Origin of the sequence: Neopoerus faecalis (genome assembly GCF_029218125.1) — a bacterium.
GTDB classification, from domain to species: Bacteria; Bacillota; Clostridia; order Oscillospirales; family Oscillospiraceae; genus Oscillibacter; species Oscillibacter faecalis_A.
Map to the genome: position 1 here is coordinate 1 of NZ_JARFXX010000012.1, position 17,077 is coordinate 17,077.

Consider the following 17,077-nt stretch of genomic DNA (forward strand, 5'->3'; position numbering starts at 1 on the left):
CCCTTTTTCTTCCCTTTCGGCCTTTTTACCAATTTCTACCCCTCCTTCTTCCCCTTTTTACCATCCTCTTTACCTCTAATTTGTACAATAGGTATGACTTATGCCCCACTGCCCCCCGCAAAGCGGCAAATTCAGACTTTATTCACACAATCCCGTCCCGCTGTGCTACAATAAGCAGGAATGAAAGCAAGGGAGGCGGGGCCATGAGCGCTCATTCCGGCGGCAAGCGGACAAAAGCCGCGCCGAGAAACAAAATATGGGTGGCGATACTGACGCTGCTGACAGTGCTGCTGCTCTGGTCGACACTGCGGGCAGAAGCTGTCCCAGCAGGACAGGGCATCATGCCGCAGGCGGCGTATCTGGACACCTCCGGGCCGCTTTACCACTACACCGACCCCACCGGGGACGTTATTGCCCGGACAGGCGTGGATGTTTCCTCCTATCAGGGGGACATTGACTGGAACGCAGTCCGGGAGGCCGGGGCGGAGTTTGCCATAGTGCGGGTGGGCTTCCGGGGCTACGGCACCGGGGCCATCGTGGAGGACAGCCGCTTTTTGCAGAATGTCCAAGGTGCAAAGGCCGCCGGACTGGAGGTGGGCGTCTACTTCTACTCCCAAGCCTTAACAGAAGCCGAGGCCGAGGAGGAGGCTCTGTTTACGCTGGAGCGGGTACAAGCGCTGGGATTGACAGGACCTGTCGCCTACGATTTGGAGTTCTACACAGCAGACGAGGCCAGGACAGACGCCCTCACCGGCCAGCAGGCCACACTGAACGCAGCGGCGTTCTGCCAAGTACTGGAAACCGCGGGACTTCGCAGCGTGGTGTACATGAACGGCCACTGGTCCGGGGCCATGTACGATTTAGACGCGCTGGCGGACTGGCCCATCTGGTACGCCGGGTACGGCCAACCGCCCACGCTGGAACGGGGTGTGCTGCTGTGGCAGTACACCGAGGAAGGCACGCTCCCCGGTATTAGCGGACCGGTGGACATGGACCTCTGGTTCGAGAAGTCGGGCACTTAAATATTATAATAGGTATCAAAGGGCGGCTCCCGGAGTGGGAGCCGCCCTTTTTGTCCGATTAGGCTAATCGTCCGCGTTATTCCGCCATAGGGTAGGCACCGTTATAGACCACATTGCGCCAGCCAGCTGGATCCGTGTCCCCCTCGGTGCTGAACAGGAGGATAACGGAGTGTTCGTCCAGCTTCAGCTTATCCCGAAGAGCAGCATAAGCGGGGTCGCAAAGCAGCAGAGAGACCAGTCCCGATGTCACCGCGCCGGATTCACCAGAGATCACCTGAGCGTCACCGTCCCGGGGAGCGGCCAGCACCCGCATACCGCGGGCCGTTACACGATCGTCACAGGCAAAGCAGAAGTCGGCATAGTCCCGCATAATGGGCCATGTAACTTGACAGACCTCGCCGCAGTTCAGTCCCGCCATGATCGTCATATTGTCCCCGGTGGCAGGATGTGTCGCACCGTCCTGCTGCTGAACAGACTCGTAAATGCAGGCCACATGGTCCGGCTCCACAATGGAGACGCAGGGCAGCGCCGTGCCGTACACACTTTGCAGCGCACCCAGCACACCGCCGGCCATAGCGCCGACACCGGCCTGCAAAAACACATGGGAGGGACGGTCATAGCCTTTGTCCCGGAGCTGGTCCAGCGCTTCAAAGAGCATGGTGGTGTAGCCCTGCACGATCCATGTGGGGACATCTTCATAGCCGGGCCACGCGGTATCCTGTACCAGGAACCAGCCGTTTTCCTCCGCCAGCTTTGCCGAATAACGCACGGCATCGTCATACGTCAGGTCGGTGATGGTGACATCGGCATTGCCGACCTCCCGAATGGCCTGCGCCCGGACCTCTACGGAGCCTCTCGGCATGAACACATGGGCACGGCAGCCCAGCATTCCGGCAGCCCATGAGACACCCCGACCGTGGTTTCCGTCCGTGGTGGTGATGAACTCCATGCGGGAGACCCGGTCCCGATATTCCGGGGACTTCAGCGTGTCCATGGTGGCGGTGCGGTGATCCAGCCCCAGCTCCCGGCACACCACCCGGAACAGAGCGTACAGTCCGCCCAGCGCCTTAAAGGCGTTGAGGCCGAAGCGCGGGGACTCGTCTTTCACCAGCACGGAGCGGACGCCGCCCCGTTTGGCAAGACCGGATAATTCCACCAGTGGCGTAGGGGCATAGCCCGTCATGGAACGGTGGAGCCGCCGGGCCGGAGCGGTGGCCTCCCTGGAAAGGAAGCTCGTGTCCGCCGTGGGGGCGGCAGTATGGGGATTTTCCAGCATGGAAACAACGCGGACAGTCGTGGAATCAAGCATGGTGCACCTCACTTCTCCCCCCGGAAAACCGGAAGGAATCTAAAAATTGATTCTGCCGGTCTGAACCGGCGGGAATCTGGAGATACTATTACTATACAGGAGCGCAGGTTGGGACGCAAGGAGCAATTTTCGGACAGAACTCACGTGAGTTTTGTCCTACTGCTCCTCAAAGCACGAAAATGCCGGGTAATAGCGGTAGGGAATCGCCGCGCCCAGACCGCCGGAGCGGTTTTTTAAAATCTTCAGCTCCAGCTCCCGGGGGTCCTTGCGCTTTTCCTCGTCCACGCTGAAGCCGGGACGTCCCGCGCCCCGGGCCTGAAGACCGATGAGGACGTCAGCGGAGTAATCGATGCCGCCGGATTCCTTGAAGGCGTTCATGCTGACCTCTAAATTGTAATTTTCCCGGTTGAAGGAGGAAATGGCGAAAATAGTTAAGCCCTCCTCACGGCTGAGCTTTTTCAGGGCGCAGACGGAGCGGTCCAGATTCTGCTTGTCCGTAAAATGGACGTCCACCGGGGCGATGATCTGCAGATAGTCGATGAGCACCACCGGGCGCACGCCGGTTTCCCGGATGTGGCGGCGCAGCTCGGCACGGATATAGTCCAGCCCTGTCTCGTGGTCGCCCTCCCGGAACCAGAGATGTCCGGCGTAGGCGGCGTAGGCAGATTTGGCCCTTTGCAGATGCTCCCGCTCCTCTAACGAGTAGTCCGGGTAGCGGCGCCCGTCCAGCACGCCGCGAACGGTGCGGGAACGGAATTTCGTGCGGCTGTCATCGGCGAGAAACGTCTCCCGGCTGATGGAGCGGGCCATCAACTCAAAGGCGGTCATTTCCAGCGTGAAAATGAGAACGTCCCGCCCCTGCCGGGCTAAATTGTCCGCCATCTGCATACAAAACGCGGTCTTGCCGAGTGAGCTCACCGCGCCCATGACGTACAGTCCATCGTAGAGGCCGCCATCCAGCGCCGCGTCCAGTTTGGAAAAGCCGGTGGAAAGAGGCGGACGCTCCGCCTGCAGGGCGATGTAATCCTCTAACAGAGCCATCTGTCCCGCCGCGCTGCGGGTCTCATAGGGTGGTGGGAGCTGAGCGGCGCGGCTGTCGATGCAGCTTTGAAGGTACTGCCCTGCAAGTGCTCTGTCCGCACAGAGAAGCTCGTTGAGGTCCTTGCCCTCCGGCAATGGCGGACAGCGGTACAGCCACGGGAACTGCTCCGTCAGGACGGAGGCCCATTCGTCCCCGGCTTTGTCATTATCCGGCAGCAGCAGTATCGGCGCGCTGTCCGAAAGCGTTTGCAGAATGGCCGCGATTTTCGTTCGGTTGCCGCTGCCGTTCATGGCACAGGCGCAGAAGCCCAGTTCCTCGGCGGAGAGTGCATCGAACACGCCCTCTACTATGAAGACCGGCTGGCTGCCGGTGAGCTTATCCGCCTGAAATAGCGGTGAGGGCAGACCCTTTTCATTGAGATAGCGCTTTTCCGCCACAGCTCGCCGGACGATGTGCCCTCCATCACAGGGCAGCACCACGCAGTCAAGGGCCGAATCGTAGCCTAATTGAAATCGGGCGGCGGTTTTCTCAGAGAGACCTCGCCGGACAAAATAATCCGTCTCCCCCCGATGCGCCGCGCAGCTTACAATATAGCGCTGTGCTTCAGCCGTGGCTTGCGGCTTGGAGGTTGGACGCTTTTCGGAAGAAGCGGGGTTGTCTGTATGTATGTTGCCGTGTCCGTATCGTCGAGAGGCTTCAGCCAGCGCCTCCAACGGTGAGGACAGGTGTTCGTTCATTTGCAGCAGGTCATAGAGGTCATAGTCTGCGCCGCAGGCAAAGCAGTGGACCTTGTGGCGTTTCGAATCATAGCCCATGGAGGGATCGTGGTCGAAATGCTCCGGGTTCAGGCAGCGAAAGCGCTTGCGGGGATCAATGCCCTGTTCCCGGAGGTAGGTTTCCAGCATGGGACGCAGAGAGTCAAAGGTATCCGTCATAGCTGCTCCTTTTTATTGGTTTATTGAGCGGTAATAGTATAACATACCCGGCCTCCGGGATATATTCGGAGACCGGGTCATCAATTATCTTAGATATCAATAAGGGGATGAGGACGGGAGCGCACGGCGCTGAAACCGTTGGGAGCGCCCAAAAATGAGGGGGGCGGAAAAAAAGTCTGCACGGGGCGGGGTCGGGTCTGCACGGGTTGAAGTCGCCGCAGCACGGAGCGAGGTGGGAATATGCGGCGGTATGGGGAAAGATTGCCAACATACCGGGGTATTTTCGCCGGAAAGTGCCGGTTTCAGTGGGGGTTTTCGGCGGATTGACGGAATGATGTGGAGTGTTTTTCCCCAATGCGGCTTTGCGCGGTGCAGCAAGACGGAGAAAGCCGACATCGTTTCGTGCAGATGCAGGTCAGCCTTCAGTGGGCTTATCGGCGCTGTTGTCGGCCTTTTTCTTGCGGGACACCCTCTTTTTGCCGGTCTCTAACTGCTTGGCCTGCCGGCGGGTCTCGATTTTGTGGCGGTAGCCCTGTATCGTTTCATCAATGCCGACGGTCATTTTGCCGGCAAGAAATGAGTTGATGTTATCGTAGTCGAAGGACATATGCAGCGAGCCGCCGGAGATGTCTTCGATCTCCTCCACCGCCCGGTTAAAGGGACGGATGATGGCCTCGTCATAGTTGCGGTTCTTGACCTCCTCTTTGGTGGGAAGGCCGATGTAGTTGATAATGTCCTCCACTCGGACAAGGAAATTGCCGCCATCGTCCACCGGGGCCTTTCGAGCGCGGTAGTAAAGGTAGAACGCCATGCGGTAGGCATTTTCGGAGAGTTGGCCCATCCAGTCCGGGATGAGCTGGTAATACTGCGTCAGGAACTGCCGGACGTTTTCGGCAAAGGAGATCTGCACCTCGCCGGTGTATTTTTTGATGCTGGCCTCGGTGGCAAGGTGCGTGATGTAAAAGGACTCGAAGTATTTTTTATAGGACTCGGCGGTGAGCTTTACGTTTGTGATGGACTGGACGTCCTTTTTGAGCTGGCGGTAAGCGGCGTCCCGGCTGGAAAGGCCGGACCACGCCATGTATTCCGTGATGTTGAACCGGGCGCAGTTATCCCGCCATCCGTCCCGGTTGCCCCGCATCAGCGTGTAGATCAGAAGCCGGTGGGCGGTCCACGAGAGGTTTTTCGTGTATTCGCTGACCGCCTCGAAGATCAGCGTCATCTCATAGTCCTTGTTGCGGTAGCGCACGGACTGGTTGCCGTAGGCGTCCGGCTGGGAGTATGTGACGGTGATGCCGTTGGACGCCGGATGAAATTCCCGGCCCCGCTTCATGTTGGCCCACACGCCGCAGATGAAATAGGTGGCGGGGCTGTTGCCCAGCACATCGTATTCCGTCCGGGCAAGCTGGGAGAGCGTGTCGGAGAAAATGTCCATCAGCGTTTCGGCAAACGCGACGGTCTCCGGCGCGGCGGCCTCCACCAGAGCGGAGAGCTTGTCCGGCGTGGAGAGGTCATGGGCGGACAAAAAGGCGTCCATCACGGGGTAAATGCGCTGGAAATCGTATTCGGAGCATTGCTTGGCAAAGGATTTCGGCTTCGTGTCCGCCAGAGGCTTCAGCTTTTCGTAGGTCTTACGCATCTCCTGAAACTGGTCGCTTTCCAGAAACCGCGCCGGGGCCTCCTTCCGCAGGGCCTCTAAGGATTCGGATATCTGTGCCATGCGGGCGTATCCTCCCTTTTTCAGATATGATTTGATCAGTGCAAGCATATCACAATTCGCGCTCCTTTGCAAACAAAAATACGGGGCGGCAGCCTGCCCTTTCGGGTGTCCGGCGTGTCCATCCGGGCGAAAACGGAAGAAGCCGGACGGGCGGGGTCGGATGCGGGCGGAACAGGCGCCCCTATATACCCTCGTTCCGACGTGGTTTGGTGCACGAAAACGTGCAACAAACGAAAAAGTTTTTTTGTTTGTTTTCGGAGCGGGTGTCCGCAGCGGCGCTTCGGAGAAGAAATCCGACTTAAAACCGTGCAGGTCGGTCAGGGGCACGGAGCGGGAATCGGGAGGCTTCGGACAAGTCTCATGTGAGTTTTTTTGCGGCGGCGCGTCCGGGAGGCGGCTTGCTGCCGCCGGGGCGGTCACCACAAGCCCTGACGGTTTTCCGTCCCGGACAAACACAAAATGTTGCATATCCGGGCGGTTTTGTGTTCGAAATGACACAAGGCAGCGCAGCAGTCCGCATTGGGTGCGAGGAGCCGGAGACGGAGCTTGCACGAAAGCAAATCGGAAATCGGAATGGGGCTTGCACGAGATCAAGTCGGAAGCTGGGAATAGCTCTGCACGAAATGAAGTCGGCCTTCGGCATATCGCCTGCACGAAACCGTGTCGGAAATCGCGGCAGGGGATGCACGAAATGACATCGGAACAGACAGATGAGCGTGCACGAAGCTGAGTCGGGACACGGAAAAAGTCGTGCACGATTTTAAGTCGGAACTGCGCTTTATGATTGCACGAAAAAGAGTCGGAGTTTGACATTGTGTCTGCACGAAAGCAAATCGGAAATCAGGGATAGCGCTGCACGAAAAGAAGTCGGAATAGGGGAATCCGGCGCCGAGGTCTGTCAAGGGATGAAGGTCGGACAATTTTCCAATAGCTATTTGCGGCTATAAAAGTATTTACAGTCTATGAATAGGATTTATACTTTACAGAAAGATGGCCACTTTTCTGATAGATATTCCGCGCAGGAATGACACAGCGGCGTGAGATTGTCCTGTTGTCATTGACAAAGCGGTGCGTTCTTTGGTATGCTGATTGACAGCATATAAAAATAAGGAGAAGAAAAGGAGAAATTATGCTGGCTTATGTAATTTCTGTTCTGAGCAACTGGCTTTATACCTACATTTTAGTGGCGCTGCTGTTGGCGGCGGGCCTCTATTTCACGCTGCGGACGCGCTTTGTGCAGCTTCGGATGTTTGGAGAATCCTTCCGGGTTCTGCGGGAGGAAAAGCATGAGGAAGGCGGCGTGTCTTCGTTCCAGGCGCTGATGATCTCCACAGCCTCCCGGGTGGGTACCGGCAACATTGCGGGCGTATCCCTCGCTATCTGCCTCGGCGGTGTGGGGGCGGTGTTCTGGATGTGGCTGGTGGCGCTGCTGGGCGGCGCGTCGGCCTTCATTGAGAGCACGCTGGCGCAGATCTATAAGGTGCCGGACGGAAACGGCGGCAGCCGGGGCGGCCCGGCCTACTATATTGAAAAGGTGCTGGGGAGCCGGGTGCTGGCCCTGCTGTTCTCCGTGTTTTTGATTCTCACGTACATGGTGGGCTTCAACATGGTGGCGTCCTATAATCTGATGGACGCCTTTTCCGGCTATAGCTTTTTCTCTCCCACCACAACGCCTACGGTGGTGGGCGCGGTGCTGGCGGTACTGACCGCGCTGTGCATTATGGGCGGCAGCCAGCGGCTCAGCCGCGTGACCGGTGTGCTGGTGCCGGTGATGGGCGGCATTTACGTGCTGGCGGCGCTGGTGATGATTGTGCTGCACATAGGGCTGCTGCCGGGGGTCATTGCCGCGATTTTCCGCAATGCCTTTGATTTCAAGGCCATTTTCGGCGGCTTTACCGGCTCGGCCATGATGCACGGCATCAAGCGGGGACTGTTCTCCAATGAGGCGGGTGTGGGCTCCGCCCCCAATGCTGCGGCTGCGGCTTCAGTGTCCCACCCGGTCAAGCAGGGTCTGGCACAAATGCTCTCCGTGTTCCTCGACACCCTCGTCATCTGCTCCGCCACGGCGTTTTTGTGCCTGTGCTCCGGCGTGGCGCCCTCTCCGGAGCTGAAGGGCGTGCCCTACGTGCAGGCGGCGCTGGGGGCCACCTTCGGCCCTGCCGGCAACTGGTTCATCACGGTGATGACGCTGTTCTTCGCCTTTACCACCATTCTCGGCAATTACTATTACTGCGAGAGCAACCTCCACTACATTCTCAGCCGAGAGGCCCGGAAAACGGAGCTGCTGGTGTTCCGCATCATCGCCGTGCTCATCGTATTTCAAGGCGCGCGGCTGAACTTCTCCCTTGTGTGGGACACGGCGGATGTGACCATGGGCTTCATGGCCCTTATCAACCTGCCCTCTATCGTGCTGCTGGCAAAGCCCGCGCTGCTGGCGCTTCAGGATTACACCCGCCAGCGCCGGGAGGGGAAGGACCCGGTGTTTCATGCGGCGGACATCGGCCTCGGCGGCAAAACGGCCTATTGGAACTGAAAAAGCGGCAGGAGGTGTCTTGACACCTCCTGCCGTTTCCATTCCCCGGACAAAACTCACGTGAGTTTGCAGAAAAGCAGCGCCCCCGGACGGTTTTCCGTTTCGGGAGCGCTGCCTGATTCCTATATGATCTATTTTGCCGGAGCGGTTTCTGTCCGCTTCAGCCACAGGGCCACGGCCAAATCCACGGCGCAGACCGCTGCGCCCAGCACAAAGACCCATTGCGGCCCCGATAGCTTCCACACGGCGCCCAACAGGCCGGAGACCGTCACCGCAAGGATGTGGTCGATGCTCAGGCCGAAGGACAGGTTTTCCATGACGTCTGCCGGGGACTCGCTGAGGGAGCGCATGAGCATGGTGTGCACGGCGTTGAAATGGTCGGTCATGAAGATGAGAATATAGGCCAAAAACGCCGCGGCCATGGCGGCATAGCCGCTTAGTGCGCCGGAGGTTACGCCATGCACTGCCCACGCGGCGTAAAGGAACACCGCTGCCACGCTCACAGATTCCAGCAGCAGGCCCTGCCGGACGCCCCGGCGGTCCAGAAAGCGGCCGATGATGGGGGCGAACCAACTCCCACAGAAGTGGGCGGCGATACCCAGCAGCGCCACGGTGTCCGCGCCCATGGACAGCAGCTCAATGATGATCCACGGAGCGAACACCGCCCGCATCCGCTTCTGGAAGCCGTATACCGCTGTGACGAAGTAATAGGGTACGTAGCACCGTTTTACCGGCAGGCCACGGCGGCCCGCCTCCCGCTTGCGGACGTCCAGCGCGGGCATGGCGGCTCTCAGGCGGCACAGACAGACGATGGCTGCCGCCAAAATCACCATAGCAAGGCAGAACGTGGGTACAATGCTGTCCGGACGGAAATAGAAAAAGCCCGCCCGGAAGCCCACAAACACCAGCGCAGAGGCCGCCATGGAGGCCACGGTCATCACACTGCGGTACGTGCCGAGGAATGTGCCGGTTTTGCCCTCCTCGGATAAATCCATGGCGATGACGTCCCGGAGGGGCATAAACATATGGTCGCCCATCGAATAGGTGAATACGAACAACTGCATCACGGCGTAGCTCGGGGAAAGCAGTCCCAGCACGAACAGGCCCACGAAGTACAGCCCGAAGCCAAGCAAGGACAGCGACAGGCTGCCAAGAGTCGGCAGCGCCGCGATGACCAGCACGCACACAACTCCCGGCAGCTCCCGGGGAATCTCCAGCAGGCCCCGCTGCACGGCGTCTACGGCAAAGACACCCTTGAAGTAATTGGAGATGATGGAAGCACTGAGACTCCCGGCGATGGTGAACAGGAACAGCGCGATTAAAAACAGCCGTTGTGCTTTGGTGCGCTCCATGGAGCAATGCCCTCCTTGACAGCGGCGGACGCGGGGCATCAGCCCCGGGCCCGCCGGATTTCATGCCTGACCATCATACACGTTCCGGCGGAAAAAGGCAACCGTTTTTCCCATGGGATTGGGAAGAAACACGACAATTTTCAGTCCATTTTGTAGAATAAGTAGAATATTATACGATTTGAAATCGAAATTTGCCTTTCAATTCGGCCAAAGAACCCCGGACAAAACTCACGTGAGTCCGCGCCGGGAAGGGGAGGCGTGTCGAAAACCGGGGGGCGGGTGCGATTCATGTCGAAATCGGTGCGTTTCGTGCAGATGTCCCCCGGCGAATGGGGCGGTATGGTATGCTGTTACTGTGAAAAATTGGGGGCAGGCGGGAGCCGCCGGGGATAGCCGGCGGGTCTGTGCCCAAGCTGTGAAAAAAGGAGGCAGAAGCTATGAAAAAGCGAATCATCAGTCTGCTGTTGGTGGTGAGCATGGTACTGAGCCTGCTGCCGGTATCCGCGCTGGCGGCCGGAACCAAAGACACCGCGGCAGACAGTCCCTTCACGGATGTGAAGCCGGGGGACTGGTGCTATGACGCGGTGCTGTACGCCAAAGCCAACGGCTTTTTCAGCGGCACCAGCGAGACCACGTTCAGTCCCAACGGCACTATGACCCGTGGGATGTTCGTCACGGTGCTGGGCCGTATGGCGGGCATTGACCCGGCGAAGTACGGCGGGGACACCGGCTTTACGGATGTGCCGGAGGGAATGTACTACGCGCCCTACGTGAAGTGGGCGGCGCAGTACGGCATCACCGGCGGCACCGGGGACGGACGCTTTTCCCCGGACGCGCTTATCACCCGCCAGCAGATGGCGGCGCTGTTTGTGCGCTATTTTGAAAAATTCGGCATCCGCCTCACCGGCGGTACACAATATACCACCGTGCCCGCCGATTTGGACGCCGTGGCGCCCTATGCCCGGGAGGCCGTGGTGAAGCTGTGGCAGGCGGGTCTTCTGAACGGCAACGGGACGCGGTTCAATCCCACCGGCAACGCCAGCCGCGCACAGGCGGCGGCACTGTGTCAGCGGACGGACAAGGCTGTGGAGACATGGTACACCGAGCCGGGCGTGGCCTCCAAGCGGGTCAGCGTGGACCCGGCGGCCCAGACCTCCGGCAGCGGCAGCAGCAGCTCCGGCAGCTCGTCCTCCGGCGGCTCTCACAGCGGGGGCAGCAGCTCCGGCGGCAGTTCCTCCGGGGGAAGCTCCGGCGGTGGGACCAGCACCACAACCTATTATAAGGTGATGTTTGACTGGGGCAATGAAGTATCCCACGAGGGCGCGGTTCTGCCCACCGACAATACCTACGCCGCAGGCACGGCCATCCGCCTGCTGCCTACGCCCACCGTTCCCAAGGGCGGCGTGTTCCTTGGCTGGTACTATAACGCGGAAATGACAAACTCCGTGGGCGCGGGGGATACCCTGACCCATGATGTGACGCTGTACGCGGACGTGACCACCGGCACCGTTCCCATCAGCGAAACGCCTAACTACGAGACCGTGACAGTCAGCGCCGGGGAATACAGCTTTGGCGTCACCGGAGCAAGCAAAGCCGACATCAAATTCATCGACATCACCGATGCCAACGCCAATGTTGACTTTGAACTCAGCGCCGATGGAACCGTTTCCGCCGTACTGGAGGCCGGTGAGACTTATCAGGTGGAGCTGCTGAACGAGAAGGCGCAGTTTACGGGTAAGGAAGCCTCTGTCCGCTACCTGAACATTATCGTAGAGAAGAATGAGGTCCAGAATGCCTCTATCCGCAAAGATGTCAAACAGGAGGACGCAAGCGCTGTGGAGGGCTTGGATGCTTCCGTGTTTGAGGGCCTTTATAAAACGGATGGCGTCAGCACACAGGGCAACGAGACCACCGGAACGTTCCGGTCTCCCACGGCTTATGCCGTGGGAGAGACGGTAGCCTTTACAAGAGGCTCCGCAGACCTGACAGATGTGGACAGCACAAAGGGCGATGTGGCCTATGTGAAGATCACAAAAATCGGAGATACTACGGACGGTAAAACCGAATACACCTACGAGATGGCGGAGGCCGAGGATGTGCTGTTCATGCCGGATACCCTGCCGCTGTCTAAGAAGTATTTGGATACTGCCGATGGCAATACCATCGCAGTTTCAGTGAACGACATGACCAAGGCCATGACGGACGTGGACGCTACCGCACTGGATGTGGGTGATTTTATTGCGTTCTGTGACGGTGCTTACAGCGAAAACGCTACAGCCTCTGCCTACGGCAAAATCACCGGCGTTCAAAAGAGCGAGGACGGTACGCAGTACCTCATTACCTATGAAACCTACGAAAATGAGAACGATTACACTGCCGCGCTGGATGAAGCGCTGGACGTTTACTACGAGCGGGCAGAGGATATTACTCTGACGCCGGAGGAGCAGAGCGAGCTCCAAAAGCACCTGATCGACGATGTAAAGCAGAGCGGCTACATGGAGCAGGCGGCGCAGTATATGGCCGCTGTGCTGCTGGAGAGCGAGGACCCCAGTCATATCCCCACTTCGGAGGAAATTGAGGCCCGGATGCAGACCATCAGCGGGACCATGCTGCAAGCGGACGGCGCCTCGGCTAAGGTAGACTGGACGGCAGCCCGGGTCAGTATGTACAGCAAGCTTCAAAACCTTAGTGGCAATGGCTTCGGCGTGACTGTCATTGTGCCCTTCACCGTGGAAATGGGTAATGTGAGCGTGGAGGTCACGGCCCAGTTTAAGGAGGAGGTGCTGCTCAAGCAGAGCATCAGCACCAAGCGCCACAAGATCGGCTTTTTGAAGTATGACTACTCTCTCAACGCCTCCTTTGAGGTGGGCAACTACACCGGCGTGAATTTCAAGGCCGTGGTGCACACCGAAAATGAGAAGGAGTCCGACGCCGCGCTGGGCAAGCGGCTGGAGCAGGTGGTGGAGCTGCTGGAGCAGCTCTCCAATGGTGCGGACACCGCCGCCCCCGGCATGGAGGGCCTTGCGGCCACGTACCAGGACCTGATGGAGAACACCAGCGGCACCTGGAGCCCCATTATCAATCAGCAGTTGTTCCGCAGCAGCGGCAGCGCTTTCCTGCACATTTTCTGCTGGGAGGTCAAGGGCAGCTTTGTGGTGTCCGCCAATCTGAACGTGGCCATGGGTATGGACTTCCAATACAAGAACCACAAGCGCTATAACTTCTCCGTCCGGGTGAAGGCCAAGACCTCCACAAACGAGACCATCGACCTCGTTCCCGCCCAGTACAGCTTTGATTTCTACGTGGTAGGCACCGTGGCCCTGCGGGCGGGCATCAAGCTGGAAATGTATGTGGGTCTGTTCTCGCTGAAGGTGGACAAGATCGGCATTACCGCCGAGGTGGGCGGCTACGTCCAGCTCTGGGGCTATTTCTACTACCATAAGACATGGCAGGAGAAGCTGGGGGCTGCCTCCAACAGCTCCGGCGCCATGCGCATCGAGATCGGCATTTACATTGAAATCAAATTCGTGGCGCAGGCGTTTTCCAGCAGCAAGCTGACGTATAACCCCACGCTGTATGCCCACCAGTGGCCGCTGTGGTCGGCGGGGCAGGTAGATAACATCTATGCCTTTGCCAACACGGACAATACCGGCTATACCTTTAAAACGGTCAAAACGCTGGCGCTGCCCTCCAGCACGTATCTGATGCGGGCTATGGACCTCAGGACCGGCAAATTGAAGGACCTGAACCGGGACGATGCCGCGGAGAGCAATTTCCGCATCGCCTTTACCAACCCGGTGTTCAGCTATAACGCGGCCACCAACACCGTGACGGTGGCGCCGGTGAACGGCTCGCTGGCGGAGAGCACGGACATGACCATCGTGTGGAAGAAAGCACCTCTGACGTTTACCTCCACGCCCATCAGCAAGACGATTCATCTGGAGTGGAGCGACCCGGCGGGTATGCGCTATATTGCCTTTGACTCCAAGGGCGGTTCCGCCGTGGCGGGGCTTTCCGGCGGCAGCGGCGCGCCCCTGACATGGCCGGCTGACCCTGAAAGACCGGGCTACACCTTTGATGGCTGGTACACAGCAGAGGGAAAACGCTACAGCAGCGTCTCCGTTATGCCCACGTTCCCGGAGGGCCAGACCGGCGTGACGCTGGAGGCCCACTGGAAGCCGAATTTGGTGAACTACACCGTGGAGTATTACACCGAAAAGCTGGACGGCAGCTACGATATGGAGACGGAGACCCGGCAGGGCAACACCGACAGCACCACGAACATGACGGCGCAGCCCAAAGAGGGGTATACGGCCAAGCCCATTGAGCAGCAGACCGTTGCCGCCGATGGCTCCACTGTGGTGAAGGTTTACTACGAGCTGAATACCTATCAGGTAAAGTTCCATGATCGTTTCTCTGAAACATACGAGAAGACATACCGGCATGGCGAGACGATTACCGCACCTCATGTGGCAAAAGAGGGCTACGCCTTTGCATATTGGTATTCCGATTATGGAACGACGCATTTCGTAGAGGGCACGGCAGCCACTGAAAGCATTGACTATTATGCTGAGTGGGTCCCCATCACTTTCACCGTAGACTGGATCGTAGATGGAAAGTCCATCGGAACCAGTACGGTTCAGTATGGTGAGGCCATCCGTAACTGGCAGAGACCGAACGATCACCCCACCAAGGCGGAGGACAAAACCGGTACCTACGAGTTTACCGGCTGGAACACGAAGGAGGACGGAACCGGCATCCAGTATGACCACAATATGCGAGTCAAGGTTGGTATGACGTTCTATGCCCAGTTTAAGCGGACGCCCGCAAAGTACACGGTGACATGGGACGCCAACGGCGGCGATGCGCTGGTCATGGCGGATACCACCACCAACGGCCAGACGGATTACGGCACGGTCATCGTTCCGCCCGCTGACCCCACCAAGGCCAGCACGGCCGCTGAAAACTACACTTTCAACGGCTGGAATACCAAGCCGGATGGTACCGGCACGGCTTGGACTGAGGGTGCGACCGTTACCGATAATGTGACCTACTACGCCCAGTGGACAGCAGGTGTGCAGAAGTATACCGTGGGGTGGGATGCCAACGGCGGCGCTGCGCTGGTCATGGCGGATACCACCACCAACGGCCAGACGGATTACGGCACGGTTATCGTTCCGCCCGCCGACCCCACCAGAGCGGAAACGGCTAAGGCAACCTATGACTTCCTCGGCTGGAACACGCAGACGGACGGAACCGGCGCCGCGCTGAACACGCTGACGGATAACCCGGATAAGGTCACTGCCGATGTGATGTATTACGCCCAGTGGAGGGAGAATATCAAGTCCTACAAGGTGATGTGGGACGCCAACGGCGGCAATGAACTGAGCAGGACCTCTGAGGAGCTGCCCTATGGCACGGCCATTGTCCAGCCCACTACGCCCACCAGGGACAGCACTGACACCACCGCCTATACCTTCACCGGCTGGAACACCGAAAAGAATGGTACCGGCACGGCTTGGACTGAGGGCGCGACCGTTACCGATAATGTGACCTACTACGCCCAGTGGAAGGCCGAAAATCGTGTGTACAGCATTACTTATTATAGTGAGGGCGGCGAGCACTCCAATCCCAATACCTACACCTACGGCACGGCGGTAACGCTGCAAGACGCGAAGCGGACCGGCTACACCTTTGACGGCTGGTATATGGCTGGTGAAATGGACGCCGGGACGAAGGTCACGGAAATTTCCGCCATGCAGACCGGCGATGTGATCCTCACCGCCCACTGGACAGCCAAGACCTATACCGTTAATCTGAACGCCAATGGCGGCACCGGCGGCACGGAGAGCATAACGGTCACGTATGGACAGCCTATGCCGAGTATTCCGGAACTGCCGACCAATAATACAGGTCTGGTCACCTTTGGCGGCTTCTATGATGCGGAACGGTATGGAACAAGGTATTATGACGAAAACGGCACGAGCGTAAGAATGTGGGATAAGGACGAAGACGATGTTACGCTGTATGCCCGTTGGAATGACAATACCAAATATCCGCTGTTCATTGCGGACCCCGATAGCGGCGAAATGATTCAGGTTACAGGTTCCAATCGCGACGATATATTTGGAGATACTGAAAACGAGCATTGGATAAGCGCGAGCTTTACCTATGATCCTACTACCGGTGGCGTACTGACACTTAATCAGACCTATATCCGAGTTGCACCTCATAATTACCGGGACTCCATTGATTCTGAAACACCGACCAATGCACTGAATGTGAACGGTGAATATGTAACGGCGCCTATCGTGTGGCTGGGATACTCTGGTTTTAGCAGCTACAGCAGTGATCTGACCATCAAACTTGTGAGTTCCAATAGCATTTATAATCTTACAAGGAACAACATTGAGCTACCCACTGATGCGACACTGGTCAACTGCGGCATTTATGCACAAAAGGGCGACCTGACCATTTCTGTTGCAAACGGTGGCTATTTGGACATTGATGTTATGCCTGATGGAACAAAGGCTTACGGCATTTATAACGGGGAAGGTAAGATCATTCTGGAAAAGGGAAAGATTACCTCGTCTGTTATGGCTAATAAGACCAGCGCTGCGATTTACACCAAGACAAATGAGGTCAGGATTGAGGAAAATGCCAAGGTCATAGCCGGAGAGGCAACACCCTATAGATTGAATGAGTATGGCATTGAAGCTGACAAAATTTATATTTTGGGTTGTTTGGATGCGGCCGGTAACACACGCGCGCTATGGCTCGATGGTAGGTTCGGCAATGAAAATATTGTGCAGAGCCTCTACATGACGTATCAGGGGAAAAAGAACGAAAGTGATGAGTGGGGAGATTTTAGTACATTGTACTACAAAGACTATAAATACCTTCACGCTTTCTTCCGAACCTCCACTCAATCCGCAGAGGCGGAGCTGCCCGCCGTATTTGCGGACGAGGAGCCTGTCGATGTGGTCTCGGTGACGGAGGCTCCTGACGCCCTCCCGGCTAAGGATGAGGCTGTTCTCACCACGGAGGAGCCCTCCATCGCGTAACAGGCACAGACAAAACCGAACATTACAGCATAGGGCCCCGGCGGCTGTCCCATGCGGACGGTCGCCGGGGCCTTTGTATGCGCCGGGAGCGGTCTGTTAA

The 17,077-nt window shown here is 58.0% G+C and carries 7 protein-coding genes; 3 read left to right on the plus strand and 4 right to left on the minus strand.

The window, feature by feature from the left end:
• The first annotated feature begins 203 nt into the window (after positions 1-203).
• Complete coding sequence (locus PY311_RS11450; protein WP_286148825.1) at positions 204-1,022, plus strand: glycoside hydrolase family 25 protein; 819 nt, start codon at positions 204-206, stop codon at positions 1,020-1,022.
• 76 nt (positions 1,023-1,098) lie between these two features.
• Here PY311_RS11450 and PY311_RS11455 read toward each other — a convergent pair whose 3' ends face one another.
• From PY311_RS11455 to PY311_RS11465, 3 genes are all read right to left on the minus strand, one after another.
• Positions 1,099-2,331 (minus strand): diaminopropionate ammonia-lyase, encoded by a 1,233-nt coding sequence (locus PY311_RS11455; protein ID WP_286148826.1) that lies wholly within the window; start codon positions 2,329-2,331, stop codon positions 1,099-1,101.
• A 156-nt stretch (positions 2,332-2,487) separates the two neighbouring features.
• Entirely contained in the window at positions 2,488-4,308 is a 1,821-nt protein-coding gene (locus PY311_RS11460) for a DnaB-like helicase C-terminal domain-containing protein (RefSeq protein WP_286148827.1), read from the minus strand.
• Positions 4,309-4,723: 415 nt separating this feature from the next.
• Positions 4,724-6,028, minus strand: a complete 1,305-nt coding sequence (locus tag PY311_RS11465; protein ID WP_286148828.1) for a RepB family plasmid replication initiator protein — start codon at positions 6,026-6,028, stop codon at positions 4,724-4,726.
• A gap of 1,129 nt (positions 6,029-7,157) precedes the next feature.
• On the opposite strand from PY311_RS11465, the gene PY311_RS11470 reads away from it, so the two are divergent.
• Positions 7,158-8,561, plus strand: a complete 1,404-nt coding sequence (locus PY311_RS11470) for an alanine/glycine:cation symporter family protein (protein WP_286148829.1) — start codon at positions 7,158-7,160, stop codon at positions 8,559-8,561.
• Positions 8,562-8,692: 131 nt separating this feature from the next.
• Here the strand turns inward: PY311_RS11470 and PY311_RS11475 are convergent, their stop codons facing one another.
• Positions 8,693-9,913, minus strand: a complete 1,221-nt coding sequence (locus tag PY311_RS11475) for an MFS transporter (RefSeq protein ID WP_286148830.1) — start codon at positions 9,911-9,913, stop codon at positions 8,693-8,695.
• A gap of 437 nt (positions 9,914-10,350) precedes the next feature.
• On the opposite strand from PY311_RS11475, the gene PY311_RS11480 reads away from it, so the two are divergent.
• Complete coding sequence (locus PY311_RS11480) at positions 10,351-16,977, plus strand: InlB B-repeat-containing protein (protein WP_286148831.1); 6,627 nt, start codon at positions 10,351-10,353, stop codon at positions 16,975-16,977.
• Positions 16,978-17,077: the final 100 nt, after the last annotated feature.